The organism is Marisediminicola sp. UYEF4 (assembly GCF_040546025.1).
GTDB lineage: Bacteria > Actinomycetota > Actinomycetes > Actinomycetales > Microbacteriaceae > Marisediminicola.
In genome coordinates, this window is record NZ_JBEPNA010000001.1 from 379,230 (window position 1) to 404,639 (window position 25,410).

Annotated in this window: 27 protein-coding genes and 2 tRNA genes; 16 read left to right on the forward strand and 13 right to left on the reverse strand. The window is 67.2% G+C overall.

Translation table 11 applies throughout. The annotated features are described in order from the left end of the window. Window positions 1-18 precede the first annotated feature (18 nt). Window positions 19-672: a phosphate signaling complex protein PhoU gene (phoU, locus tag ABIB15_RS01845; protein WP_354474787.1), complete on the reverse strand. Its 654-nt coding sequence runs from the start codon at window positions 670-672 to the stop codon at window positions 19-21. 160 nt (window positions 673-832) lie between these two features. On the opposite strand from phoU, the gene ABIB15_RS01850 reads away from it, so the two are divergent. Next, window positions 833-1,984, forward strand: a complete 1,152-nt coding sequence (locus ABIB15_RS01850) for a sensor histidine kinase (protein WP_354474789.1) — start codon at window positions 833-835, stop codon at window positions 1,982-1,984. Beyond that, window positions 1,981-2,661, forward strand: a complete 681-nt coding sequence (locus ABIB15_RS01855) for a winged helix-turn-helix domain-containing protein (protein ID WP_354474790.1) — start codon at window positions 1,981-1,983, stop codon at window positions 2,659-2,661. The genes ABIB15_RS01850 and ABIB15_RS01855 overlap by 4 nt, the downstream gene beginning before the upstream one ends. A gap of 30 nt (window positions 2,662-2,691) precedes the next feature. Here the strand turns inward: ABIB15_RS01855 and ABIB15_RS01860 are convergent, their stop codons facing one another. Next, a complete protein-coding gene (locus ABIB15_RS01860) occupies window positions 2,692-3,159 on the reverse strand; it encodes a hypothetical protein (RefSeq protein ID WP_354474791.1) in 468 nt (155 codons plus the stop codon). 181 nt (window positions 3,160-3,340) lie between these two features. Between ABIB15_RS01860 and ABIB15_RS01865 the strand changes: the two genes are divergently transcribed. Genes ABIB15_RS01865 through rlmB form a run of 4 tightly spaced genes read left to right on the forward strand, consistent with a single transcriptional unit; the run spans window position 3,341 to window position 7,472 of the window. Beyond that, window positions 3,341-3,823 carry a CarD family transcriptional regulator gene (locus tag ABIB15_RS01865; RefSeq protein ID WP_161885543.1) on the forward strand — a complete coding sequence of 161 codons (483 nt, stop codon included), beginning with the start codon at window positions 3,341-3,343 and terminating at the stop codon, window positions 3,821-3,823. Window positions 3,824-3,843: 20 nt separating this feature from the next. Further along, window positions 3,844-5,019 (forward strand): 2-C-methyl-D-erythritol 4-phosphate cytidylyltransferase, encoded by a 1,176-nt coding sequence (gene ispD, locus ABIB15_RS01870; RefSeq protein WP_354474793.1) that lies wholly within the window; start codon window positions 3,844-3,846, stop codon window positions 5,017-5,019. Between the two features lie 9 nt (window positions 5,020-5,028). Further along, window positions 5,029-6,444: a cysteine--tRNA ligase gene (gene cysS, locus ABIB15_RS01875; RefSeq protein ID WP_354474794.1), complete on the forward strand. Its 1,416-nt coding sequence runs from the start codon at window positions 5,029-5,031 to the stop codon at window positions 6,442-6,444. After that, window positions 6,444-7,472, forward strand: a complete 1,029-nt coding sequence (gene rlmB / locus ABIB15_RS01880; protein ID WP_354474795.1) for a 23S rRNA (guanosine(2251)-2'-O)-methyltransferase RlmB — start codon at window positions 6,444-6,446, stop codon at window positions 7,470-7,472. The genes cysS and rlmB overlap by 1 nt, the downstream gene beginning before the upstream one ends. A 224-nt stretch (window positions 7,473-7,696) precedes the next feature. Here rlmB and ABIB15_RS01885 read toward each other — a convergent pair whose 3' ends face one another. Further along, on the reverse strand, window positions 7,697-8,974 hold the full coding sequence (locus ABIB15_RS01885; RefSeq protein ID WP_354474797.1) for a DUF4032 domain-containing protein: 1,278 nt from the start codon (window positions 8,972-8,974) through the stop codon (window positions 7,697-7,699). 99 nt (window positions 8,975-9,073) lie between these two features. Beyond that, entirely contained in the window at window positions 9,074-10,168 is a 1,095-nt protein-coding gene (locus ABIB15_RS01890; protein ID WP_354474799.1) for an ABC transporter ATP-binding protein, read from the reverse strand. A gap of 197 nt (window positions 10,169-10,365) precedes the next feature. On the opposite strand from ABIB15_RS01890, the gene ABIB15_RS01895 reads away from it, so the two are divergent. Continuing rightward, window positions 10,366-11,283: a DsbA family protein gene (locus ABIB15_RS01895; RefSeq protein ID WP_354474801.1), complete on the forward strand. Its 918-nt coding sequence runs from the start codon at window positions 10,366-10,368 to the stop codon at window positions 11,281-11,283. 68 nt (window positions 11,284-11,351) lie between these two features. Further along, a complete protein-coding gene (locus tag ABIB15_RS01900; RefSeq protein WP_354474803.1) occupies window positions 11,352-11,648 on the forward strand; it encodes a putative quinol monooxygenase in 297 nt (98 codons plus the stop codon). Window positions 11,649-11,686: 38 nt separating this feature from the next. Here the strand turns inward: ABIB15_RS01900 and ABIB15_RS01905 are convergent, their stop codons facing one another. From ABIB15_RS01905 to ABIB15_RS01925, 5 genes are all read right to left on the reverse strand, one after another. Then, window positions 11,687-12,949, reverse strand: coding sequence for an FAD-binding domain-containing protein (locus ABIB15_RS01905; protein ID WP_354474805.1), 1,263 nt, complete (start codon window positions 12,947-12,949; stop codon window positions 11,687-11,689). Between the two features lie 11 nt (window positions 12,950-12,960). After that, window positions 12,961-14,700: an FAD-binding protein gene (locus ABIB15_RS01910; RefSeq protein ID WP_354474806.1), complete on the reverse strand. Its 1,740-nt coding sequence runs from the start codon at window positions 14,698-14,700 to the stop codon at window positions 12,961-12,963. A gap of 239 nt (window positions 14,701-14,939) precedes the next feature. Then, window positions 14,940-15,005, reverse strand: a tRNA-Ser gene (locus tag ABIB15_RS01915). 368 nt (window positions 15,006-15,373) lie between these two features. Further along, window positions 15,374-15,940: a hypothetical protein gene (locus ABIB15_RS01920; protein WP_354474808.1), complete on the reverse strand. Its 567-nt coding sequence runs from the start codon at window positions 15,938-15,940 to the stop codon at window positions 15,374-15,376. Between the two features lie 4 nt (window positions 15,941-15,944). Next, window positions 15,945-16,511 carry a helix-turn-helix domain-containing protein gene (locus ABIB15_RS01925; RefSeq protein ID WP_354474809.1) on the reverse strand — a complete coding sequence of 189 codons (567 nt, stop codon included), beginning with the start codon at window positions 16,509-16,511 and terminating at the stop codon, window positions 15,945-15,947. Window positions 16,512-16,567: 56 nt separating this feature from the next. Here ABIB15_RS01925 and ABIB15_RS01930 point away from each other — a divergent pair, with 56 nt between their 5' ends. Both ABIB15_RS01930 and ABIB15_RS01935 read left to right on the forward strand, forming a co-directional pair. After that, on the forward strand, window positions 16,568-16,870 hold the full coding sequence (locus ABIB15_RS01930; RefSeq protein ID WP_354474810.1) for a hypothetical protein: 303 nt from the start codon (window positions 16,568-16,570) through the stop codon (window positions 16,868-16,870). A gap of 153 nt (window positions 16,871-17,023) precedes the next feature. Beyond that, window positions 17,024-18,259 (forward strand): IS110 family RNA-guided transposase, encoded by a 1,236-nt coding sequence (locus ABIB15_RS01935; protein WP_354474812.1) that lies wholly within the window; start codon window positions 17,024-17,026, stop codon window positions 18,257-18,259. Between the two features lie 155 nt (window positions 18,260-18,414). On the opposite strand, the gene ABIB15_RS01940 is transcribed toward ABIB15_RS01935, so the two are convergent. Then, window positions 18,415-18,488: transfer RNA gene (locus ABIB15_RS01940), tRNA-Thr, on the reverse strand. Between the two features lie 109 nt (window positions 18,489-18,597). Here ABIB15_RS01940 and ABIB15_RS01945 point away from each other — a divergent pair. Beyond that, window positions 18,598-19,560 (forward strand): DMT family transporter, encoded by a 963-nt coding sequence (locus ABIB15_RS01945; protein ID WP_354474813.1) that lies wholly within the window; start codon window positions 18,598-18,600, stop codon window positions 19,558-19,560. Between the two features lie 49 nt (window positions 19,561-19,609). Here the strand turns inward: ABIB15_RS01945 and ABIB15_RS01950 are convergent, their stop codons facing one another. Next, the gene (locus tag ABIB15_RS01950; protein WP_354474815.1) at window positions 19,610-20,155 is read right to left on the reverse strand and encodes a nitroreductase family protein; all 546 of its coding nucleotides are present in this window, start codon (window positions 20,153-20,155) and stop codon (window positions 19,610-19,612) included. A gap of 8 nt (window positions 20,156-20,163) precedes the next feature. Then, window positions 20,164-20,583: a peptide-methionine (R)-S-oxide reductase MsrB gene (gene msrB, locus ABIB15_RS01955; protein WP_354474817.1), complete on the reverse strand. Its 420-nt coding sequence runs from the start codon at window positions 20,581-20,583 to the stop codon at window positions 20,164-20,166. A gap of 49 nt (window positions 20,584-20,632) precedes the next feature. On the opposite strand from msrB, the gene ABIB15_RS01960 reads away from it, so the two are divergent. The 5 genes from ABIB15_RS01960 (at window position 20,633) to groL (ending at window position 24,998) form a co-directional block, all read left to right on the forward strand. Further along, window positions 20,633-21,109, forward strand: coding sequence for a GNAT family N-acetyltransferase (locus tag ABIB15_RS01960; RefSeq protein ID WP_354474819.1), 477 nt, complete (start codon window positions 20,633-20,635; stop codon window positions 21,107-21,109). A 62-nt stretch (window positions 21,110-21,171) separates the two neighbouring features. Further along, a complete protein-coding gene (locus tag ABIB15_RS01965; protein WP_354474820.1) occupies window positions 21,172-21,510 on the forward strand; it encodes a DUF3263 domain-containing protein in 339 nt (112 codons plus the stop codon). Window positions 21,511-21,523: 13 nt separating this feature from the next. Continuing rightward, a complete protein-coding gene (locus tag ABIB15_RS01970) occupies window positions 21,524-22,171 on the forward strand; it encodes a LytR C-terminal domain-containing protein (protein WP_354474821.1) in 648 nt (215 codons plus the stop codon). Between the two features lie 13 nt (window positions 22,172-22,184). After that, window positions 22,185-23,249, forward strand: coding sequence for a DUF3048 domain-containing protein (locus ABIB15_RS01975; RefSeq protein ID WP_354474822.1), 1,065 nt, complete (start codon window positions 22,185-22,187; stop codon window positions 23,247-23,249). Window positions 23,250-23,369: 120 nt separating this feature from the next. Further along, window positions 23,370-24,998 carry a chaperonin GroEL gene (gene groL, locus ABIB15_RS01980; protein WP_354474823.1) on the forward strand — a complete coding sequence of 543 codons (1,629 nt, stop codon included), beginning with the start codon at window positions 23,370-23,372 and terminating at the stop codon, window positions 24,996-24,998. Between the two features lie 87 nt (window positions 24,999-25,085). Here groL and ABIB15_RS01985 read toward each other — a convergent pair whose 3' ends face one another. Further along, window positions 25,086-25,376, reverse strand: a complete 291-nt coding sequence (locus ABIB15_RS01985) for a WXG100 family type VII secretion target (protein ID WP_354474825.1) — start codon at window positions 25,374-25,376, stop codon at window positions 25,086-25,088. Window positions 25,377-25,410 lie beyond the last annotated feature (34 nt).

A 25,410-nucleotide genomic window follows, 5' to 3' on the forward strand; every position in this document is an offset into this window, starting at 1 on the left:
CCCGGGGGCGGTGTGTGCTCAGCTATCGGATCCGACGAGGTCGCCGGTCGCGAGGTACTGGATGTTCTTGGCGATCGTGACCGCGTGGTCGGCGAAGCGCTCGTGGTACCGGCTCGCGAGGGTCGCGTCGACAGTGTCGACCGCCGCGCCCTTCCAGGTCTCACCGAGTACCGCGTCGAACACGCTCACGTGCAACTCATCGATACGGTCGTCCTCGTTGCGGATCTCCTCGGCGAGCATCACGTCTTCCGACTTGAGCAGCTCGGTGAGCTTCTTCGCGATCGCGACGTCGAGCGTGCCCATCTCGTGGAACGTCGAGCGAAGGCTCTTCGGAATGACTTTCTCCGGGAAGCGGTACCGGGCAAGCTGCGCGATGTGCTCGGCGAGGTCACCCATCCGCTCGAGAGACGCACTGATCCGCAGGGCGCTCACCACGATGCGGAGGTCCCGGGCGACGGGCTGCTGCCGCGCGAGGATGTTGATGGCGAGCTCATCGAGGGCCTTCGCGGCGCTGTCGATCCTGCTGTCGCCCGCGATGACCTTCTCGGCGAGCGTGACATCTGACTCATTGAACGCGCGGGTCGCGTTCTCGATCGAGAACTCGACGAGTGTGGCCATCTCAACGAGACGGTCCTGCACCTCGCGCAGTTCCTGCTGGAATACTTCGCGCATGTTTCCCCTTCGTGGCGGACGTACGGCACCCGACCAATCCAACCTACCCTGCGCGATGCCGGTTAACATTTGGTGATGCTCGGCTGAACTTTACCCAAAGTAGCCGGTCGGCCGGGCATCGGCAGTCAGGCGGGCCGAGCAGAGTTACTAATCTGTTCACATGGACTCCACCTGGTTGGTGCCCGTGTCGCTGGCCTTCGGATTCCTCGTGGGCACCGGCTTGGTCAGCCTGATGCACTTCGCCGCACTGCGGGGCGAGCGCGCGCACGACGTCGTGAACTCCAGCGTGCCCGACGGGGTCGACGCGGTCATCGACGCACTCGAATCTGCCGGCATTGTCGTCGACCCCTCCAATGTCGTCGTCAAGGCGTCGCCGGGGGCGCTCGCGTTCGGGCTCGTCGGGAACAACTCCCTCGTGCATCCGGAGCTCACCGAGATGGTCAACCGGGTGCGGCGCAGCGGCGAGGCGCTCACCGACGAAGTCGAACTCTCCCGCGGCCCGTTCGGCGAGGCCAACATCGTGCTGTCGGTCCGGGTGGCCCGGCTTGGCTCGCGCTACGTGCTCCTACTGGCCGAGGACCGCACCGAATCGCACCGACTCGACGCCGTGCGCCGCGACTTCATTGCGAACATCAGCCACGAACTCAAGACCCCGATCGGCGCCGTCGGCTTGCTCGCCGAGGCACTGCAGGCCGCCTCGAGCGAACCCGACCAGGTGCGCCGATTCGCCAAGCGGCTGACGAAGGAGTCCGAGCGGCTGGCACGGATCACGCAGGAGATCATCGAACTCTCCCGCCTGCAGGCCGCTGACGCCCTCACCGAGGCCGAGATCGTCTCCATCGACCGGGTCGTCTCCCTGTCCCTCGACGAGACGAAGGTTGCCGCCGAGGCCAACAACGTCACGGTCGTCGGCGGGAAGAACACCGGCGCGCTCGTCTACGGGGACGAGGCGCTCCTCGTGACCGCGTTGCACAACCTCATTGCCAACGCGATCCAGTACTCCCCGCGCGGCTCGAGGGTCGGTGTCGGGGTGCGTAACTCCGACGGCGTGGTCGAGATCGCGGTCACCGACCAGGGTGTCGGTATCCCCGAGGACGAGCTCCACCGGGTCTTCGAGCGGTTCTTCCGCACCGACCCCGCCCGGTCCCGCCGCACCGGCGGTTCCGGCCTCGGGCTCAGCATCGTCAAGCACGTCGTCGAGAACCACGGCGGCGACGTGCGGGCGTGGTCCCAGCTCGGGCGCGGCTCCACCTTCACAATTCGACTGCCGGAAGCATCCCGCGCCATGGCAACAGCAGGAGACAAGAGATGACCAGCATCCTCATCATCGAAGACGAATCATCGCTCAGCGAGCCCCTCGCCTTCCTGCTCGAACGGGAGGGCTACACGACGGCGATCGCCAAGGATGGCCCGGCGGGCCTGGACGCCTTCGACCGCGGCGCCTTCGATCTCCTTCTCCTCGACCTCATGCTGCCCGGGCTTCCCGGCACCGAGGTCTGCCGGGAGATCCGTACCCGCTCGCAGGTGCCGATCATCATGCTCACGGCGAAGGACAGCGAGGTCGACATCGTCGTCGGCCTCGAACTGGGCGCCGACGACTACGTCACCAAGCCCTATTCCACCCGGGAGCTGCTCGCGCGCATCCGGGCGGTCATGCGTCGCCGGATCGACCTCGAAGAGGACCGCGGTGATGTTCTGGAGGGTGGCGACGTGCGCATGGACCTCGAGCGCCACACCGTCGCCGTGAGCGGTCGGGAGCTCGCGATGCCGCTGAAGGAGTACGAGCTGCTCGAGCTGCTGATGCGCAACTCCGGCCGCGTGCTCACCCGCGGCCAGCTCATCGACCGGGTGTGGGGCGCCGACTACTTCGGCGACACCAAGACCCTCGACGTGCACATCAAGCGCATCCGGTCGAAGATCGAGCGCGTGCCGAGCGAGCCGGTCATGCTCGTGACCGTGCGCGGCCTCGGCTACCGCTTCGAGGGCTGAGCAGGCGGGATGCCCGCCTCCCGCTGCCTGTTACTCGCCGGGGACGAGGTCGGCGTACTCGTTGAGCGCACCGTCGAGCACGGGAACGTCCAGCTCCTGGCCCTCCTCGTCACCGTACTGGAAGTAGACGGGGAAGAGCGAGCCCGGCTGGGCGTCGACGCCCTCGAGGGCCAACACGTCTGCCTCGGCGCCGAGCGATACTGTTTCGCCAGCGGGCACGGAGACGGTTCGCTCGACGCGTCCCGACTCGGCGTCCCACGACACGGCGAGCTGCACGCCCGTGTCGCCGGAGTTGACCAGGGCGACCACGAGTGCCGCTGTCTCACCGTCCTCGGTGAGGAGGAGTGCGTTGCGCACCTGCACGTCGCCCACCTCGGCGCCGATCCCGTCGCTGGGGTCATAGGTGAGCTGCGTGGCCTGGACCGCGCCGAATGTGCACCCGGACAGGCTTGCCGCAATGAGGCCCGCAAGCACAATGGATGTCGCGCGTAGTCGCACAGGTCCCTCCGGAGACAGATAGTCGATAGGCAAAATCGAGAGTGGGAATTCAGCCGCCGTTCCGCAAGAGAATTCGAGCCCGAGTTTAGCCTACCGAGGGTTTTGTCAAGCCTCGAGGTAAGGCCATCCTTACTGGGAAATCGCTGTGGTAAACTAGGCTCCGCAGAATGGAGTTCCATCAATGCTTTTTGAGGTCGGCGAAACCGTCGTATACCCCCACCACGGTGCAGCAACAATCACCGAAGTGAAGACCCGCATGATCAAGGGCGAAGAGAAACTGTATCTCAAGCTCAACGTGACCCAGGGTGATCTGACCATCGAAGTGCCCGCGGACAACGTCGACCTCGTCGGCGTCCGCGACGTCATCGGCAAGGAAGGCCTCGACCGCGTGTTCGACGTGCTCCGCGCGCCGTTCACCGAGGAGCCGACCAACTGGTCAAGGCGCTACAAGGCGAATCTGGAAAAGCTCGCCTCCGGGGATGTCATCAAGGTGTCTGAGGTCGTTCGCGACCTGTGGCGCCGCGACCAGGACCGTGGGCTGTCGGCCGGCGAGAAGCGGATGCTCGCGAAGGCACGCCAGATCCTGATCTCCGAGCTCGCGCTCGCAGAGAAGACCGACGAAGAGAAGGCCTCGAGCGTTCTCGACGAGGTCCTCGCGTCATAACCATCCCGACCGAACAGCACGTGCCCGAGTGGGCGATCGGCGTGATCATCGTCGCGGCCGGAAGCGGCACCCGCCTCGGACTCGGCACGCCCAAGGCGCTCGTCCCGGTCGTGGGCACGTCGATCCTCGAGCGCGCCCTGCGCCCGGTGTTCGGCATGCGCGCACCGGCGCAGGTTGTCGTCGTCGCGCCCGCAGAGCAGCTCGCCGAGGCGCGCGTGCTCTGCCAGGGCGTCGCGGGCGACGCGGGCGACCACCTCACGGTCGTCGCTGGCGGCAGCACCCGGCAACAGTCTGTCGCTGCCGGCCTCGCTGCGCTCGACGGGTCGGTGCGCACGGTGCTGGTGCACGACGCCGCCCGTGCGTTCACCCCGTCGATCCAGTTCGAGCTCGTCGCGTCGGCGGTCGAGGAGACCGGAGCCGGAGTCATCCCCACCCTCCCGATCAGCGACGCGATCAAACAGGCGGATGCCGCCGGCGCGGTGGTGCGCAGCCTCGACAGGTCCGAACTCGTGGCCGCGCAGACCCCGCAGGGGTTCCCCCGCGCCGACCTCGTCGCCGCCTACGCCGCCGCGACCGAGGAGTACACCGACGACGCGGCACTGTTCGCGGCAGCCGGGCATCCGGTCTCGATCATCGCGGGCGACGTGCTCGCCTTCAAGATCACCACCCCGTGGGATCTCCGCCGCGCCGAGGCACTGGCCCGCGAGTCCGGCGGCAGCATCGCGGCCGTCCGCACGGGCGTCGGGATCGACGTGCACGCCTTCGACGAGGGCAGCCCCCTCTGGCTCGGCGCCCTGCACTGGCCCGGCGAGCCCGGGCTCTCCGGCCACAGCGACGGCGACGTGCTCAGTCACGCGATCTGCGACTCGCTCCTGTCGGCCGCCGGCCTCGGCGACATCGGCTCGCGGTTCGGCACCGACGACAACCGTTACGCGGGCGCGCACGGCGACATCTTCCTCCGCGAGACGGTCGCCATCCTGACCGGCGCGGGATTCGAGATCGGCAACGTTGCGGTGCAGGTCGTCGCGCGCCGCCCGAAGCTCGCCGCCCGCCGGGCCGAGCTCGAGGCCCACCTCGGCGGCCTCGTCGGCGCGCCCGTGAGCGTGTCGGCGACGACGACCGACGGGCTCGGCTTCACCGGCAGGGGGGACGGCATCGCCGTCGTCGCTACCGCCCTCGTGCAGCGCAGTCGTTAAGCTGTCCCAGTGACCCTGCGCCTCTACGACTCCAAGTCACAGACCCTGCTCGACTTCGCACCGGTGACCCCGGGGCACGTCGGCATCTACGTCTGTGGTCCGACGGTGCAGTCTTCGCCGCACATCGGACACCTCCGCTCCGCCCTCGTCTACGACCAGTGGCGGCGGTGGCTCACCTACCGCGGCTTCGATGTGACCCTCGTGCGCAACGTCACCGACATTGACGACAAGATCCTCGACCGCGCCTCCGGCACGATCGAGCAGTGGTGGGCGCTCGCCTACCGCTACGAGCTGGAATTCAGCGCGCAGTACGCCCGCCTCGGCATCCTGCCCCCGACCTACGAGCCGCGTGCGACCGCGAGCGTGCAGCAGATGCAGGATCTCATCGTCGAGCTCGTCGAGCGGGGGCACGCGTACCCGGCCGACGACGCCTCCGGTGACGTGTACTTCGACACCCGCTCCTGGCCCGCCTACGGCGAGCTCACCCGCCAGCGGCCCGCCGACATGATTGCGGCCGCCGACGCGGACCCGCGGGGCAAGCGCGACGAGCGTGACTTCGCCCTGTGGAAGGGGACGAAGCCCAGCGAGCCGATTTCGGCATCGTGGCCGTCGCCCTGGGGTGCAGGCCGACCCGGCTGGCACATCGAGTGCTCCGCGATGGCATCGCGGTACCTCGGAGACCAGTTCGACATCCACGGCGGAGGCCTTGACCTGCGCTTCCCGCACCACGAGAACGAGCTCGCCCAGTCGAGCGCCGCCGGCCGCCCGTTCGCCAACTACTGGGTGCACAACGGGCTCGTCAACGTCACCGGACAGAAGATGTCGAAGTCTCTCGGCAACTCGATCTTCGCCGCCGAGTTCCTTGAGTACGCGGCGCCGCTCGTCGTGCGCTACTATCTCGGCTCCGCCCACTACCGGTCCACGATCGACTACCACGATGGCTCGCTGATCGAGGCGGAAGCGGCCCTCGAGCGCATCGAGGTATTCCTGCACCGCGCCGAACGCCGACTCGCGGGCACCCGGTTCGAGGGCGGTGGGGTCGAGATCGTGCCCGCGGCCTTCGCCCTCGCGATGGACGACGACCTCGCCATTCCCCAGGCGCTCGGGGTGCTCCACGAGCACGTCCGGGCGGGGAACGCCGCCCTCGACTCCGAGAACCTCGCCGTCGCCGCAACGCTGCGCGGAGAGGTGTTCGCGATGACCGAGGTGCTCGGCATCAACCCACTCTCGCCCGAATGGCAGCGTGACGACGACTCGCGCGCAGCCTCGGCGCTCGATGCACTCGCGCGGACGTTACTCGAGCAGCGAGAGGCCGCACGCACCACACGCGACTTCGGCGCGGCCGACCGAATCAGAAATGACCTGGCCGCCGCCGGCATCCAGATCGAAGACACCCCGACGGGGCCCAATTGGAGTTTTGAATAATGAAGAGCAGCGGCAACAAGCCACGCGCCGGAGCAGTGCGCAAGACCCGTAAGGGCCCGCAGGTCGGCTCGGGCGGCCAGGGGCGTCAGGCGCTCGAAGGCAAGAAGCCCACCCCCAAGGCCGAGGACCGGCCGTACCACCCCGCGGGCAAGCGCAAGGCCGCCCAGGAGCGCTTCGTCGGTGCCGGCGGGCGCTCGGGCGGCGCCCCGCGCACTGACAACACGCAGCGCCCGCAGCAGCGTCGCGGCAAGCCGGCCGGCTCCTCGGGAGCCGCCGCGGACATCGAGGTCGTCACCGGCCGCAACTCGGTCGTCGAGGCGCTGCGCGCGAACATCCCCGCATCCACCCTCTACGTCGCCACGCGGATCGAGGTGGATGACCGGGTCAAGGAGATCCTCAACCTCGCCACGAAGCGCGGCCTGCCGATCCTCGAGGTCATGCGCCCGGAACTCGACCGCCTCGCGGGCTTCGACTCGGTGCACCAGGGCGTCGCCCTCAAGGTGCCGCCGTACGAGTACGCGCACCCCATCGAGCTGCTCGACAAGGTCATCTCCCGCGGCCAGGTGCCGCTGTTCGTCGCCCTCGACGGCATCACCGACCCGCGCAACCTCGGCGCGATCATCCGGTCCGTCGCGGCCTTCGGCGGCCAGGGCGTCATCGTGCCGCAGCGCCGGTCGGTCGGGCTCACGGCATCCGCGTGGAAGACCTCCGCCGGCGCCGCCGCACGCACGCCCGTCGCGATGGCCGCGAACCTCACCCAGACCCTCAAGGCACTCAAGGAGCGCGGCGTGTTCGTGCTCGGCCTCGACGGCGGGGGAGACGTGGAGCTGCCCGGGCTGACCTGGGCCAAGGAACCGCTCGTGATCGTCGTCGGAAGCGAGGGCAAGGGCCTGTCGCGCCTCGTGACCGAGACCTGCGACGCGATCGTGTCGATTCCGATCAACTCGTCGACCGAGTCGCTCAATGCCGGCATCGCGGCATCCGTCACGCTGTACGAGATCTCGAAGTTGCGGGCCAAGAAGAAGTAGCGCCCAGCCCGCGCTCGACTGGGCTTTCATTATTCAGGAGTCTGGCGGTTGCAGTGACGCCGACGAGACCGGCAGCCTCATGAAATGCGTCACACAGGTGGGTTGGCGCATTTTCTGTCGGATGTGAGTCATCTGGCCGAAGATACTGCGGCTGGCCGCCCTGTCACTCCTGAATGATGAAAGCTGCGGGCGCGAACGGTGACGCGGGTGAAGCGGCTGCGGCGTCAGACCCGCGCGCGCCAGTCGTCCTCGTCGATGACCTCGACGGGCAGCGTCAGTGTGTCCGTCACTGGATCGATCATGGTCGCCTCGTCGCGGCGGAACCTCAGAACGTTCTCGATATAGGAGCCGACCGCTTCGGCAAGGGGCACGTCGCGGCTCTCGTTCTGCGACAGGTACCAGCGGTGCTCGAGCATCTGGTGGTACATCTCCGCGGGCTCGAGGCGCCCCTTGAGATCCCTCGGGATCGCGCGCACGACGGGCTCGAACACCGTCGCGAGCCACTCGTGCGCGACCATCTCCTCGTCGAGGTCCCTACCGGTGAGGGTCGCGGCGTAGGAGTCGAGGTCGTTGAGCAGCCGCCTGGCCTGGTTCTCCTGCGCATCGAGGCCGGTCAGCCGCAGCAGGCGCCGGGAGTGGTGCCCGGCGTCGACGACCTTCGGCTGGATCCGCACCTGGGTGCCCGTGTCGTCCGTTTTGATCGCGAGCTCCTCGATGTCGAAGCCGAGGTTGTTGAGGCGTTCGACGCGCTGGCTGATGCGCCAGCGCTCGGACGACGCGAACGACTCGGATCCGGTGAGCTCCGTCCAGAGGCTGCGGTACGCCGCGACGATGCCGTCGCTCACCTCCACCGGGTCGAGGGAGTCGTCGGTGCGCCCGCCCGCGGCGAGGTCGAGCAGTTCGCCGGCGATGTTGACGCGGGCGATCTCGAGGTCGTTCTCGCGCTGCCCGTTCGAGAGCCCGTTGTAGAGCTGGCCCGTCTCGGCGTCGACGAGGTAGGCGGCGAACGCGCCGGCGTCGCGACGGAAGAGGGTGTTCGACAGCGACACATCGCCCCAGAAGAAGCCGATCATGTGAAGGCGCACAAGCAGCACCGCGAGGGCGTCGACGAGGCGGGTGGCGGTGTCGTCGCGCAGGCGCTGCGAGTAGAGGGCCCGGTAGGGGAGCGAGAACTTGAGGTGCCGCGTCACGAGAACGGCCTCGAGGGGCTCGCCGTCGTCGTCGGTTCGGTTGGTGATGACCGCGATCGGGTCGACGCAGGGCACATCCAGTCGCTGCAGGCTGCGGAGCAGCTCGTACTCGCGGCGGGCGAGCTCGACCGAGGTCTCCTTGATGGCGATGACGTAGCCGCTGAGATGAACGAAGCGCACGAGGTGCCGGGAGATCCCCTTGGGCAGCGCGGCGATGCTGTCTTCAGGCCAGGTGTCCAGCGGACGGTTCCATGGCAGGTCGAGCAATGCGGGGTCGACGATGGCCGACGTGATGTTGAGCGAGCCGCTCATGGAATGATCCTGACTGAGTTGAGGGGCCGAACGAAGGCGAGCCTGCCGAGATCTCGTGTACTGCAGATCTCGACAGGCTCGACCGGTGGTGCTGTGCTGCTAGACGGTGATCGGCTTGTTGAGGCGAAGGCCCGACTCCACGTCGAAGACGTGGATGTGCTTGGGCTCCGGGGTGATGAAGACCGTGTCGCCGGCGTGCGGGTGGATGCGTCCGTCGACGCGCGCGACGATGTCGACGCGGCTTCCCTCGATGTCCGCGTGACCGTAGAGGTAGCCGTCGGCTCCGAGCTCTTCGACCAGGTCGACCTCGACCGAGAGGCCCTCGCCCGTCGTGGAGACCATCATGTCCTCGGGGCGGACGCCGATCGTGGCCTTCTTTCCGGTGCTCGTCTGGAGAACCTCGCGCTCGACGGGAGCGATCGCCGTGCCGAACGAGATGCCGGTGTCGACGATGTTCGCCTCGAAGAGGTTCATCGCGGGCGAGCCGATGAAGCCGGCAACGAACACGTTGTTCGGCTTCTCGTACAGGTCGCGGGGCGTTCCGACCTGCTGGAGGATGCCGTCCTTGAGAACCGCGATGCGGTCGCCCATCGTGAGCGCCTCGGTCTGGTCGTGGGTCACGTAGACCGTGGTCACGCCGAGACGGCGCTGGAGCGACGCGATCTGCGTGCGGGTCTGCACGCGGAGCTTGGCGTCGAGGTTCGACAGCGGCTCGTCCATGAGGAACACCTGCGGCTGGCGCACGATCGCGCGGCCCATGGCAACGCGCTGGCGCTGGCCGCCGGAGAGTGCCTTCGGCTTGCGGCCGAGGTAGGGCTCGAGGTCGAGCAGCTTGGCGGCCTCGAGAACGCGGTTGGCACGCTCATCCTTGTTGATACCGGCGATCTTGAGCGCGAAGCCCATGTTCTCGGCGACGGTCATGTGGGGGTACAGCGCGTAGTTCTGGAACACCATCGCGATGTCGCGGTCCTTCGGCGGAACGTCCGTGACGTCGCGGTCGCCGATCAGGATGCGTCCGTCGTTGACCTCTTCGAGTCCGGCGAGCATCCGGAGCGAGGTGGACTTGCCACAGCCGGACGGTCCGACGAGGACGAGGAACTCGCCATCGGCGACCGAGAGGTCGAGGGCGTCCACTGCCGGAATAGTGGAGCCGGGGTAGAGGCGGGTTGCCTTGTCAAAAGTGACTGTGGCCATGGTTATCTTTCTCCTTCACCGGCAGGTACGTGCCGGACGATCCTTCGTGAATGGATGTGGGACGACGTGGCGTCCCGGTGCGAGCGACAGTGCTCAACATCCCCATTATGGCAGGGATTGCCCGAACTGGGGTAGGTCGCTCCCAGTCGGGGTGGTTAGGCTGAGCCGGCAGTTCTTTGGTTTCAAGGTGAGGGTTAATGACAAACGACGGCACCGGCGAAGGCCAGCTCAGCAAGAATCAGAGGCGAGTGGCCGCACGTGAGAAGGCCAAGGCGCGGCGTGACCTGCAGAGGAAGAAGGAGCGCCGCGGGCGCCTGTTCCTTCAGGGCGGACTCATTCTCGTCTCGCTGGCGATCGTCGCGACGGTCACCCTGGTCATCATCAACTCGATCAAGCCCCCGGCATCCGGCCCGCTGAACATGGCCAGCGACGGCGTGCTGGTCGGGGAGAACTTCGAGGTCGAGAGGACCCCCGCGCTGGAGGCCGGGGAAGAACCGACCGTCAGCAGCCCGGATCCCGAGAGCGAGGCGCTCGAAATCCAGATCTGGGTCGACTACCAGTGCCCCGTCTGCGCGATCTTCGACGAGACCAATGGCGAGCAGATTGAGACCCTCGTGGAGCAGGGGGCGGCGACCCTCGAGATCCACCCTGTGGCGATCCTCGACCGGGCCTCGCTCGGCTCCCGCTACTCCAGCCGGTCGATGAATGCCGCCGCATGCGTGGCGAACTACGCTCCCGACGACTTCCTCGCCTTCGACACGTCGCTGTTCGAGAACCAGCCGGAGGAGCAGACCGCCGGCCTCGACGACCAACAGCTCATCAAGCTCGCTCAGGATGCCGGAGTCGCGCGGGCGTCGCGCGTCGCGGACTGCATCGAAGAGGACCGATTCGAGAGCTGGACCGCGTCCGTGACCGAGCGGGCCGTCAGCAACCCCGACCTGCTCAACGAGCAGGGCCAGTTCGGAACCCCCACCGTGCTGGTGAATGGCGTGCGATACACGGGCGTCCCGAACGATGCGACCGCGTTCGCGCAGTTCATTGCCGAGGCGGACGGCGCGATGTTCTCGGAGAAGTCGTCGAGCTCGCCCTCGCCGTCTCCGGCTCCGGCTCCCTAGCCGGTCGCATCCTGCCTCCCTAGACTTCGATTGCGCGCGACCCGCGCGGCGAATCAAAGGAGATGGTAATGGCGCTGAGCTTGGGAGTACTGGCACTGGTGGAAGCCAAGCCGGGCAAGGAGCAGCAGGTGTGGGATTTCCTCGAGAGCGGTCGAGAGATCGTGAACGGCGAGCCGGGCACTGTCACGTGGTACGCCTTCAGGGTCGACGAGAAGACCTTCGGAATCTTCGACACCTTCGAGTCTGAGGATGCCCGCCAGGCCCACCTCAACGGTGCGATCCCGGCCGCACTCGCAGAGTATGGTCCGGAGCTGCTCGGCGCGGATCCGGACATCCGCCTCGTGCAGATCATCGCCGTGAAATAGAGCGGCAGTCCGCTGGGAGGGGAGTATGCCCACCATCATCACGGGTTCACGTCGATCTCCCGTTCGCGCAGAAGTGCCGGAATTCGCTCGCGGAAGGAGAAGAACCCACGCGTGGCATGCGGCCAGGCTCGGCCGTCCCACGGGCGGAGCAGGCGGGTGAGCGTGACCCCCTCAGCGGCGAGGTCGCTGGCGAGTCGATCGAGCCGATCGCGCACAGTGCCGACAGGCGCATACGGGGTGACGAGCGCCGTCACGTTGTGTGCCCGCAGCCAGGGCAGAACGGCGGATGTCGTGAGAGCGTCGAGTGCGGTGGCGTCGGTCGCGAAGTACGCGGCGGCGCGGTCGCGGCCATCAGCGAGTGCGCTGGCCGTGAACGCGTCCACGAGTGGCGATGACGGCGCAGGCACGGACGCAGCCGTGGAATCATCGGCTCGCAACGGCGACCGCGGCTCGCCGGCGCTCGGCGCCGCCACCGCGACGACCTGCGCTCCGGCCGCCCCGAGGGCCGATGCGAGGCTCTCGGCGTGGAGGTCGTCCTCGTGCAATAACAACGCCACCCGGCTGGCGGGCAGAGGCTCGGGCTGCGGCGCCGCCAGGGGCGTGGGCAGTGGCGCGTCGTCGTCGATCGCGATGGCGTGTGTGGCGAGCCCGAGTGGGTGAAACCGCCCGTCGGTGGCGAACTCGATGTTCTGAGTCGTCGCAAGGTAGGTTTTGCCGACAGTCTGCAGCCCGCCCACCCAGCGCCAGGAGAGCGTATTCGAGGCGGGATCGCCGTCGAGCAGGTGCCGCATGAAGAAGTCGGCTCCGAGCGACCAGGGCAGACGCAGTGTGAAGATCCAGATGCTCGCGAACCACATGCGTGCGTGGTTGTGCAGATAGCCGGTGCCGACCAGCTCGCGTGCCCAGTCGTCGAAGCCCTCGATACCCGTGCGCCCGGTCACGGCCGCGTCGTAGCTCGTGCGCTGTGCGGCGCTCAGCCCCGCGAGCGCGGGCTCCACGGCCGCGGCGTATCGGGCCCAGACGCTCGGTCGCAGCTCGAGCCAGCCCTTCCAGTAGGTGCGCCAGTAGACCTCCTGCACGAACTTCGAGGCCGCATCGAGCGAGTGCCGCTGCAGTACCGCCTCCGCCACGTCTGCTTCGGTGACGAGCCGGTGTCGCACCCAGGGGGAGAGGGTCGACACGTTCGTGCGATCCTCGGGGCCTCGGTCGAGATTGCGCTCGGCGGCGTAGGCGCGACCGGCACGCGGAACAAAGTCGGCGAGCCGGGCGAGGCCAGCGGCGCGAGTGGCAACGAACGTCATGCGGTGCTCTGCTACTCGAGCAACTTGCCGGTCTGGGTGACGTCTTCCATGAGTGCCGCGATCTCGGCCGGCACCGGCGGGATCTGCTCGTGCGTAATAGAGCCATCGGCTGACCACACCAGATTCACCTGCAGGGCGGGGTCAATGCCCGGGTAGTCGCTGCGATTGTGAGCACCGCGGCTTTCCCGGCGCTCCAGCGCGCAGGCCAGGGTTGCCCGCGCGGCCATGAGGGAGGCGCGCAGGTCGAAGGCGTGTGCGAGGCCGGAGAAGCCCGCGACATCCGGATGCACGCCGATTCGGCTCTGGCGATCGTCGAGGTCGTCCAACTGGCGCAGCCCTTCCAGCAGCCCCGCCTCGTCGCGCACCACGCCGCCGAAGTCCGTCATGGTGTTGCGGATGTCGCGCTGCAACGCCCGCACATTCTCCTGGCCGTCGGAGGCGAGAGTGTCGGTCACCTCGCGCGCGGCCGCGTCGATCGCATCCTGCGATCGATTCTGGGAGACGATCCCCGCACTGTACTCGGCCGCAGCCTGTCCGACAATGCGGCCGAAGACGAGCAGCTCGATGAGCGAGTTGCCGCCGAGCCGATTGGCTCCGTGCAGACCGCTGGATGCCTCGCCGATGGCGTACATCCCGACGACATCGGTGGAGTGGTCGTCCGGTCGCACCCACACGCCGCCCATGGAGTAGTGGGCGGTCGGGGCGATCTCGATCGCGGTGGTGGTGACGTCCAGTACCTGCAATTCGAGCATGGTCTGGTAGACGCGCGGCAGGCGCGTCATGATCGTCTCGCGGGGCAGGTGGGAAATGTCGAGCAGCACGCCGCCCTTCGCTGTGCCGCGCCCCTCTTTGATCTCGGTGTAGGCGGCAAGCGCGACCCTGTCGCGGGTGGACAGTTCCATGCGCTCGGGGTCGTAGTTGACCATGAACCGCTCGCCGAGTGCGTTCCGCAGAACCCCGCCCTCGCCCCGTGCCGCCTCGCTGATCAGGGTGCCGGCGGCATTCTCCGGCTCGAGGATGCCACTCGGGTGGAACTGAACCAGCTCGGCGTCGCGCAGTCGGCCGCCGGCATCCACCGCCAACTTGAAGGAGTCGCCCGTGTTCTCGTCTCGGCGGCTGGAGGTGCGACGCCAGATGCGGTTGTGTCCGCCGGCAGCAATGATGACTGCGTCGGCGATGATCGTCACCCGGCTGCCGTTGCGCAGGTCGAAGCCATAAGCGCCGAACACCACGTTGTCACGCACCAGGATTCGGGTGATGTACACCGAATCCAGAATGGGCACCTCGAGTTGGGCGGCGCGGGCGACGAGAGTGCGTTGGATCTCGAGACCCGTGTAGTCCCCCGCGAAAGCGGTGCGACGGTACTTGTGGGCGCCGAAGTATCGCTGGCTGATGCGCCCGTCATTCTCGCGCGCGAACGGCATGCCCCATCGCTCGAGGTCCCGGATGCCGCGGCCTGCGTTCTTCGTCACAATCTCGGCCGTGTGTGGATTGGCGAGAAAGTAGCTCTCCTGGATGGTGTCTGCTGCGTGCTGCTGCCAGCTGTCTTCGGCATCCATCGTGGCCAGGGCGGCGTTGATGCCGCCCGCCGCCAGCGATGTGTGTGCGTCGTTCTTGGGGCGCTTCCCGACGGCAAGAACGTCGACTCCCCGCTCGGACAGCTCGATCGCGGCCCGTAGCCCCGAACCTCCGGTGCCGATGACGAGAACGGAGGTGGAGATGCGGCGACCAGTGACGGTGTCGTGTGGCATGAGAGGGCCCTCCCGGGGCGACAGTACGGAGCCACTCCGAGTGCGGCGCCTTCCGCGACGATAGCTCGCGCTGCTGGGCTTTCGCCCAGATCACGCCGGGTATTTGCCGGGTAGCCTGCGCCTCGGCATCAGCGTGGACGGGCCGGGGTGGGAACTCAGTCGCGGGCGTGAGATCAGGAGTTCACACCATGTGAAAAGACGGGCTCGCACAACGCGCCAAATCTTTGGCCCGTTGTGTGAGCCCCCTGTCGGATTCGAACCGACGACCCCCGCTTTACAAGAGCGGATTGGACGGCTGAAACGGCGCACGAATCGATCAAAACCCCGGAAATTTAACGTTGTTGGTTGACGTGGATGCTTCTCGATAACTATGGCGCCCACAGAGGTGTGGGCAAAGCGTGGGCAGAGCGGTCTCAGACAACAATGCTCCGTTTGCTTGGCATCAGACCGTCATCTATTTGTCAATGTCGAGTGCGGATGAGGTCAACGAGTTCTTAGCTGGTGAGTTGACTACCGGCACATCACCTGAAGTCGCCCAGTGGTGCGATCGAATCTTGGATGGCATCCGCGAAATCGTAAATGGGTCGGCGCGTTCGTCACGCCCGTTCCTTGGATGGGTCACAGTGGATTCTGCTTAGAGAGTACGACGCGCCAGGTGAGGCCGGGCGCGGTCCTAGGTGAAGTCCGGTTTTGGCGGCGATTGTGGCTTGGCGGGAAGTCCGAGCTGGATGATGCGCTCGAGCAGTCGAATCGTGAGCTCGGGTAGGCCGTCGCCGGGGTAAAAGCTCTCGAACAGATCCTCGGCGGCCGACACCGAATTGATGTCGTTGAGTGCGAGAAGCTTGGCGATATCTTCGGTGTCCCGACCGGGACGGGCCGCGTTTAGCTTCATCGCCAAGAGCGCATCAATGGGAGCGATCGCGATGGACACGTCTGGGTCGTCGAAGATTGGTTCCCAATCGACCTGTTGCCCCCACGTCGGGATAAATATCACTGCCTTGTTGTTGAGCCAATCGATAGGCCAACCCCGATCTCGGGCGATCTCTTCGATGATCGGAACCAGTGGCTCTAGAGGTTCGATCCGCGCATCGATGTCGGAGGTCGTCGCGCGATCGAAGTGGCCGAGCCGCAACGCAGCTCCGCCGAGGATGCGAATGGATACCCCAGTCAGGCCATTCGTCCGAGCCTTGCGCACAAGCTCGCTCAGGCCGTCGATGAGGTCCTGTCGGTCCAGTTGCATGAGCTCAGACGCTTTCGAGGGTCGATCGCTCCAGCAATACATTTCTGCGGAGAAACTCTCGGGGCACCTCGACCGGCTGGGGCGCGAGGTCGTATTCACCGAGCTGAGGCGACTGGGGGTTAGTCAGCGTGCGGGATGCCGCCGTGATCCAATCGGGCTTCGGGAGTCTGGACTTGTTCAACCAGTAGTCGACGAGGGCGGCTAATGCTGCATCCCATGCGAGCGAGCCGGTCGAGTGGGGTTCGGCGATGCCGAGGACGACCCGATCGACACCGACCGCCCGAGCCAAACTGTCGGAGTAGTCGAGGAAGGCGCGCAGCGCTTCGTCCTTCGAGTTTGCGGATGCGATGCGATCCGCGGTCTCGGCAGCATCCGTTCCTGAACCGGGGACGGCGATGATTCGGTGGCCAGTCTGGCGAAGAAGTCGCTCGAGCGTATCAACCGTCGGGATTCGCTTGCCGTTCTCGATCGTCGAGATCTCCGGTTGGCTTGTCTTCGCGCGCGCCGCAAGATCACCCTGGCTAATCCCGCTGGTGAGGCGGGATGAACGTAGCAATGTTGACGCAGCCATCAGAACCTCCTTACGCTCAGTATATCTAAGTAGATATAAAAAACTACCCTCTGCGATTGGATCGGGCGCTTCCTTTGTCGCGCCAGTGGAGCTTCTGGCTGGTCCGACATGCAGGGTTCGCCAAACGGACAATCCCGCTGTTCAGGCTGCACTCTTTGCCGGCGGGTTCGTTCCAAGCACGCTGGGAGCGGCGTGCGGCGCCGCCAGCTCAATTGCTTTCGCAATTCAGCGGTGCAGCCGCTGCGCGGCGCCGTGGGTGGGGAGAATTTGTTGTCGGCTTGCGTTTTCGGGTCTGGCGCGGCGGGGTCGGTGGGCGGATGATGGTGCTGCTTGCCGTGGTGATGCCGGGTTTTCCTTGATGCTGTGAGCTTGTAATTCAGCGTGGCAGGAGGGGTTTCCCACGGGAACCGTGGATTGTTGCTTCGAGCACGAGTGTCAGATTCCTGAATATCCCTAACCCCTCCCGCGGCTGGCGACCTTGAACAGTTGGGTTGATGGCGAGGAGGCCAGCGATGGACGTGATTCACGAACGCGCCGCCGGGATCGATATCTCCAAGCGTGACGCGAAGGTATGTGTTCGGGTTCCCGGGAAACGCTCCGGGACGTTCGAGCAGAAGGTGACGACGTGGGGCTCGACCGCGTCGGCGATCCTGGAGTTGCGGGAGCATCTGCTCGCGAACCGGGTCAGCACGGTGGTGCTGGAGGCGACCGGGGACTATTGGAAGCCGTTCTACTACCTCCTCGAGGAGGTGCTGCCGGTGACCCTAGTCAATGCCCGCGACGTGAGGAATCTCCCGGGGCGGAAGACCGACGTCTCCGACGCGGCCTGGCTGGCGCAGTTGGCCGCCCACGGGCTGGTGCGTTCCTCGTTCGTGCCGCCGGAACCGGTCCGGGAGCTGCGCGATCTGACCCGGATGCGGGCCACGATCGTGCGGGAGCGGGCGAGGGAGATCCAACGAATCGAGAAGGTCCTCGAGGATGCCGGGATCAAGCTGTCCTCGGTGGCCAGCGACCTCACCGGCGTCTCCGGCCGGGCAATGCTCGACGCGCTGGTCGCCGGGGAACGCGACCCGCAGGTCCTGGCCGGGATGGCCAAGGCGCGCCTGCGGTCCAAGACCCCGGAGCTGGTCGAGGCCCTCACCGGCTGGTTCCGCGACCACCACGCGTTCCTGATCCGCCTGCACCTGACCGCACTCGACCAGCACACCGCGATGATCGACGAGCTCACCGCCCGCATCGAGGTGGTGATGGAACCCTTTCGTGTCCTCCGCGACGCCCTGACCACGATCCCCGGAGTCTCCACCCGCGTCGCCGACGTCATCATCGCCGAGACCGGCGCCGACATGAGCGTGTTCCCCACCGCCGGGCACCTCGCCTCCTGGGCCGGGGTCTGTCCCGGCTCGAACGAGTCCGCCGGCCGAGTCAAATCCACCCGCACCAGACCCGGGAACCGGCACCTGAAAGCAGCCCTCGGCATCGCCGCGATGAGCGCGTCACGCAAGAAGGACAGCCACCTCGCCGCGAAATATCGGCGCATCGCCGCCCGCCGAGGGCCGATCAAGGCCGTCGTCGCGATCGAGCACACCATCCTCATCGCCGTCTGGAACATGGCCAAAACCGGGGAAACCTACCTCGACCTCGGCCCGAACCACCACGCCACACTCAACCCCGAAAGGACCGCCAACCGAGCCCTGAAACAACTCCGCGACCTCGGCTACGACGTCACCCTCACACCCACAGCAGCCTGAACCACTTCTATTCTCGTGTCAGGGAAGATGGGGAAAGGTGGAAGCTGCGGGCGTTGGGGTGGCTATGGGTTCAGTGGCCGGCGCGGGCGTGAAACAGGGACGTGCGGCAAGATCAATTTCAACAAAAGCACGGCCTGAACACCATTTTTTTGAAGAGCCCCCTGTCGGATTCGAACCGACGACCCCCGCTTTACAAGAGCGGTGCTCTGGCCAACTGAGCTAAGGGGGCGGACGCAGCATCGCGCGGTGCAGCACTCCATCGTACCCACGAGGCCGTAGGTTGGGATTCCGTTCGCCGCGAGCCGCGGCGGCGAGTGCGATGGGGAATGAGGGGCGCTGTGGCGGGACTGTCCGTGCCGGATCGCTCGCCGGCGCTCATCGTTTTCGTGGCGGGAGCCGTGCTCGTCGGGGTGCTCACCGCGACCCAGTCGCGCGTCAACAGCGAGTTGTCAGAGGGTCTCGGAGACGGCTATCTCACCGCGATCATCTCGTTCGGCTCGGGACTGCTGATACTGCTCATCGTGCTCGCCGTGTGGCCGCCGGGCCGCACGGGAGCACGGCGCCTCATCGGGGCGGTTCGCTCCGGCGCCACCCCGTGGTGGTACCTCGGCGGGGGAGTCGCTGGCGGCGCGTTCGTACTCGCCCAGGGTCTGTCGGCCGCAGCGCTTGGCGTGGCCCTGTTCACGATCGCGGTCGTGAGCGGGCAGACAGCCTCTGGGCTCGTCGTCGACCGACTCGGACTGGGTACCATGGCTCCAACCGCGATCACGGTCACGCGTCTCGCCGGGTCGATCCTCGCGCTGATCGCCGTCGGCTGGGCGGTGTCGGCACAGCTGCGTGCCGACACGGAGTTCTGGGTGGTACTGCTGCCGCTGCTCGCCGGGATCGGCCTCGGATGGCAGCAGGCCGCGAACGGGCAGGTGCGTGTGGTCGCCGGCTCTGCGATGACCGCGACCCTCATGAACTTCGTGGCGGGGACTCTCGTGCTCATGCTCGCCGGCGCCGTGCACCTCGCGTTCGCCGAGTGGCCGTCGTCGCGGCCCGCCAACCCCTGGCTGTACTCGGGCGGGCTCATCGGCGTCCTGTTCATCGGGTTGGCGATCATCGTCGTGAAGCACACGGGGGTGCTGCTGCTCGGGCTTGGCGCGGTCGCCGGCCAGCTGATCGCGTCGCTCGCCCTCGATATTGTCGTCCCGGTCGCGGGGCATCCGATCGCCTGGACGACCGTGCTCGGCACCGCGCTCACGCTCGTAGCGGTCGGGATCGCGACGATCCCGTCGCGCCCGATCGGGCGGCGCTGAGTCACAGGGACCGACCGGCGGGGCGGCAGCCGGTCGACGCACGCCGACGTCACCGGGCGCTGACGAACTCCCGCGGATCGATGCGCGGCTTCGGGGCCTCGTTCGGCTCGTCGGGTATGCCGCCGACGTAGAGCCAGCCGAGCAGCTGCTCATTGTCGGCGAGATCGTGGGCGCAGCGAACCTCCTCGCTGCGGGTGAGCGGTCCGGTGCGCCACATGACGCCCCAGCCGGCCTCGTCGAGCAGGAGGGAGAGCAGGTGGCCGACGCCGGCTGCCGTCGCCTCCTGCTCCCAAGCCGCGACCTTGGGGCTCGTGCGTATGCACGCGACGATCGCGAGCAACAGCTCCGCACGCAGCGGCTTCGCCGCGATCTTTGCCGCCCCCGCCCCGGTCGCACCGCCGGCCGCCGCAAGTGCGTCGCCGAGCCGCCGGCGGGCGTCGCCGCGCAGCTCGATGATCCGCCAGGGTCGCAGCGCCCCGTGGTCGGCAACGCTCGCCGCACCCTCGATCAGGGGCAGCAGCTCATCCGTGCTCGGGGCGGCTGCGGTGACGAGCGGACGAGAGCGTCGCCGTCTCGCGGCATCCAGGGCAGTCATCCGGGTGCTTACTTCGTCTCTTCCTTGAAGTTCAGCGACAGCGAGTTCATGCAGTAGCGGTCACCGGTCGGCGTCTGCGTCGCGTCGTCGAACAGGTGGCCGAGGTGCGATCCGCACGTGCCGCAGACGACCTCGGTGCGCACCATGCCGAGGCTGCGGTCGGTGATGAGCCCCACGGCGTCGGGGTTGACAGCCTCCCAGAAGCTCGGCCAGCCCGAGCCGGAGTCGAACTTGGTGCCGCTCGGGAACAGCTCGGCGTTGCACGCGCCGCAGGTGTAGACGCCCTCGCGCTTCTCATCGAGGAGCGCGCCAGACCACGGGCGCTCGGTCGCGGCCTCACGGAGGATGGAGTACCGTGTCGCGTCGAGTTCCGCGCGCCACTCGTCCTCGGTCTTCTGGAGGGGAAAATTGCCTTCGTGGGTGGTCATCTGCCTATGCCTTTCGAGAATGATCCGTACGCCCATTAAACTCGGCTGCGTGCCCGATTGTTCCGTAGTAGAGAAGTCGTGGGGCGAACTCACGACTTCCGAGTTGTATTCGTTCCTGAAGCTCCGAACGGATGTCTTCTTTCTCGAGCAGAAGATCGACGAGGAGGAGCTCGACGACCGCGACAGTGAACCCGAGACGAGACACCTGTGGGTCGCGGATGAGCGCGGTATCGCCGCCTACCTGCGTGTGATCGTGGACGGGGAAGCGAGCCACCTCGACGCGAGGAGGCTCTTCGGCCGCGTGGTCGTGCGTGCCGACCGTCGCGGCGAGGGACTCGCGCGGCTGCTCATCGACCGCGTGATCGAACGGCACGGCCACGAGTCGATGCTGCTCCACTCGCAGGAGTACATCGCTCCGCTCTACGCGCGCTACGGCTTCGAGGCGTTCGGCGAGATCTACGTCGAGGCGGGGCTGCCGCACGTCATGATGTACCGGGCCGCCACGGGCTCGGATGAGCACGAGTAATCAGCGGGCGCGCCCTATGCTGGCCCCGGGCGCCCGACCGGTCCGCAATCGAGAGGTAGCGCGTGGAAACACAGCCTGAGCCGGCCGAGGTGCCGGATGCTGTCGACGCGGCACCGCTGAGCGGTCGGGACGAAGCGATCCTCGGTTTCGAGCACGAGTGGTGGCGCCACGGCGGCGCAAAAGAGGAAGCAATCCGCCGCGAGTTCGGGGTGTCGGCGGCCCGGTATTATCAATTGCTGAACTCGCTGATCGACTCCCCGGCCGCGATCGTTCACGACCCGATGCTTGTCAGGAGACTGCAGCGGGTCAGGGACGCTCGAACGAGCGAACGCTCCACCCACACCGGGAGCCGGGCCCAGTCGGGCCGACAGGCAGCCGGCCGCGGGCGAATCGAAGACTAGGACCACGTGCTCTATGGCCAAGGCAACTCCCACCGATCGCTTCGACGAGATCCCGGACGACCTCACGCGGGTGGGCGCCCACCGGGCCCCGGCCCGGCAGGGGCGCGGCTGGATCGGGTTCGCCTGGGCCGCGCTCGCTACCGGCGTGCTCGTCTTGGCCGGAGTCGTGGCGCTTGCGGCGTTCACCGACTCGATCAACCTCGAGCTCCCGTTCACGGCGAGTGAGGCGCCAGCCGGTGACGCGCCTGCGACAGGCGAGGGCGAAGAGCCTGCGGAGCCCGAGGCGTCCGAGACTGCCGCGCCGGTCGAGCCCCTGCTCGACCCCGCCGTCTCGATCGCCGTGCTCAACGGAACTTCCACGGCCGGACTCGCCGCGTCGGCGGGCGACACGCTCGTCGCCGAGGGATGGTGCGGGGCGGCGGGCCCCGACACGGTCGCCGAGGGGCCGTGCGCCGACAGCACCGCCGTCGGAAGCCGTGACAACGCGGCATCGAACGACGTCACCGCCACGGTCGTCTACTACGGCGACCCTGCGAACGAGGGTGCAGCGCTAGCGCTCGTCGCGAGCCTCGGCATCGGAGAGGCGCAGCTCAGCGCGGACTACCCGGAGTCGCCGATCACGGTTCTGCTCGGCTCGGATTACCTGGAAATCGCAGGCTGACGGGGGTATGGCCATGCGCCCGCTCCGCAGGAACTCCGGCCACGGTGCGATCATCGCCGTTGTGCTCTGCGTCGCCATGCTCGCGGGCTGCGCCGCCGACCCCGAGCCGGCGAAGACCCAAGGGGCGCGGCCCAGCCCTCGCCCGAGCGCCACAGCGCCTCGCGAGACACCACCGCCGACGGACACCGCCCCGCTGCGTGGGCTCATCGTCCCGGAGGGCACGCTCGACCACGCCTCGATCGCGGCCAAGATCGACAACCATCCCCTCGCGCGTCCGCAAATCGCGCTCGACCGCACCGACCTCGTGTTCGAGGAACTGGTCGAGGGCGGGATGACCCGCTACGTCGGGGTGTGGCACTCTGACATCCCCGATGTGCTGGGCCCGGTGCGGTCGATCCGGCCGATGGATCCCGACATCATCTCGCCCCTCGGCGGGATCGTCGCCTACTCGGGCGGCCAGGAGCGGTTTGTCGCGCTCATGCGCCAGACACCCGTGTACAACGCCATCCACGGTCAGCCCGACACCCAGGCGACCTTCTACCGCTCCGGCGCGAAGCCCGCACCGCACAACGTGCACGTGAAGGCCAAGGAGCTGCTCGCCGAGCACACCGATCTGGCGGCTCCGCGCCGGCAGTTCGGCTTCGCCGTCGACCTCCCGTCGTCGACTGCCGTGCGGATCGGCACCCCCACCGGCGCCGTGAACTACCGGTTCTCGGACTACAGCTTCGGCACCTGGGCGTGGGATGCGTCGACCTCCGCGTTCCTCCGCAGCCAGCGGGGCGCCGTGGATGTCGACGCGAACGGCGCCCAGCTGAAGGCGACCAACGTCGTCGTTCTGCGCGTGCCCATCACCGAGGCGTTCGACATCCCCAAGACCGAGCTGATCGGCTCCGGCGAGGCCTGGGTCTCCTCCGGGGGCGCCACGGTGCATGGCACCTGGACGAAGAAGTCCGCGACGGGCACGATCGCGCTCGTCGCCGACAGCGGCGTCGCGATCAAGCTCGCGCCCGGCAACTCGTGGATCGAGCTGATTCCGTTGGCCGGGTCGGTCGAGCATCCCGCGCCCGCAGTCGGCTGACCCTCCCCGGGCTCACTTGCACTCTCCGGGGGAGAGTGCCAGAATCGTTTAGCACTCCCTCCACGGGAGTGCCAACCGTGTTGCAGCTTTTACGACGCCCCGGAGGGACGAGAAACACACATGGCAAAGATCATTGCTTTCAACGAAGAGGCCCGTCGCGGCCTCGAGCGCGGCCTCAACATCCTCGCCGACGCAGTCAAGGTGACCCTCGGCCCACGCGGCCGCAACGTCGTGCTCGAGAAGAAGTGGGGCGCACCCACCATCACGAACGACGGTGTCTCCATCGCCAAGGAGATCGAACTTGACGACCCGTACGAGAAGATCGGCGCCGAGCTGGTCAAAGAGGTAGCCAAGAAGACGGACGACGTCGCCGGAGACGGAACGACCACGTCGGTCGTCCTTGCCCAGGCCCTCGTTCGCGAAGGCCTCCGTAACGTCGCCGCTGGCGCCGACCCGATCACCCTCAAGCGCGGCATCGAGAAGGCCGTCAACGCGGTCATCGAGGCGCTCGTCACCGGCGCGAAGGAAATCGAGACCAAGGAAGAGATCGCGGCCACCGCGTCCATCTCTGCCGGCGACCCCGAGATCGGCGCACTGATCGCGGAGGCGATCGACAAGGTCGGCAAGGAAGGCGTCGTCACCGTCGAGGAGTCGAACACGTTCGGCACCGAGCTGGAGCTGACCGAGGGCATGCGCTTCGACAAGGGTTACCTGTCGGCGTACTTCGTGACCGACCCCGAGCGCCAGGAAGCCGTCTTCGAAGACGCCTACATCCTCATCGTCAACGGCAAGATCTCGAACATCAAGGACCTGCTGCCGATCGTCGACAAGGTCATCCAGTCGGGCAAGCAGCTGCTCATCATCGCCGAGGACGTTGACGGCGAAGCACTCGCGACCCTCGTCGTGAACAAGATCCGCGGAATCTTCAAGTCGGTTGCCGTCAAGGCCCCGGGCTTCGGAGATCGTCGCAAGGCGCAGCTGCAGGACATCGCCATCCTCACCGGTGGCCAGGTCATCTCCGAGGAGGTCGGCCTCAAGCTCGAGAACGCGACCCTCGACCTGCTGGGACGCGCCCGCAAGGTCGTCATCACCAAGGACGAGACCACGATCGTCGAGGGAGCCGGCGAAGTCGACGCCATCGCCGGACGTGTCAAGCAGATCCGCGCCGAGATCGAGAACACCGATTCCGACTACGACCGCGAGAAGCTGCAGGAGCGCCTGGCCAAGCTGGCCGGCGGCGTTGCAGTCATCAAGGCCGGAGCCGCGACCGAGGTCGAGCTCAAGGAGCGCAAGCACCGCATCGAGGACGCCGTTCGCAATGCGAAGGCCGCCGTCGAAGAGGGCATCGTCGCCGGTGGTGGCGTCGCACTCATCCAGGCCGGCAAGGTCGCGTTCGAGAGCGAAGCCGTCACGAGCCTCACGGGCGACGAGGCGACCGGTGCGAACATCGTTCGTGTCGCAATCGACGCGCCGCTCAAGCAGATCGCCCTCAACGCCGGCCTCGAGCCCGGCGTCGTGGTCGACCGCGTGCGCAACCTGCCCACCGGACACGGCCTCAACGCCGCGACCGGCGAGTACGTTGACATGCTGGCTGCCGGAATCAACGACCCGGTGAAGGTCACCCGCTCCGCGCTGCTCAACGCAGCGTCGATCGCGGGCCTGTTCCTCACCACGGAGGCCGTTGTAGCCGACAAGCCCGAGCGTCACCCGGCCCCGGCCGGCGACCCCTCGGGTGGCATGGACTTCTAAGTCCAGAGCACCTGAATGGGCGGTTCCCTCGCGGGTGCCGCCCATTCGTGCGTTAACGGCGCTGCGACGACTGCCGAGGCCAGTGCGTCAGCGCAGGAAGAGCCGTGCGTTCGACTGTTCGATATCGGCGTACTGCTGCCCCGCCTGCGCGAGTGCGCTGTTGATCGAGTCCATCGCCTCGGCGACGTGCTGCTGCGTCGCCCGCCACTCGGTGACGACGCCGTGGAACGCGGTGGCGGCCTCGCCGCTCCAGGATGCCTGCAGGTTCACGAGCTGGCTGAGCAGCCCGCCCACCTCTGCCTCGATCCTCCCCATCGACGAGCGCACTGCCCCCGTCGTTGTGAAAACTGCCTCGCTGTCGACCTGGTAGCGGGTCATCACGCCTCCTTCGTTGGCGCCGGGCGGGCCCGCC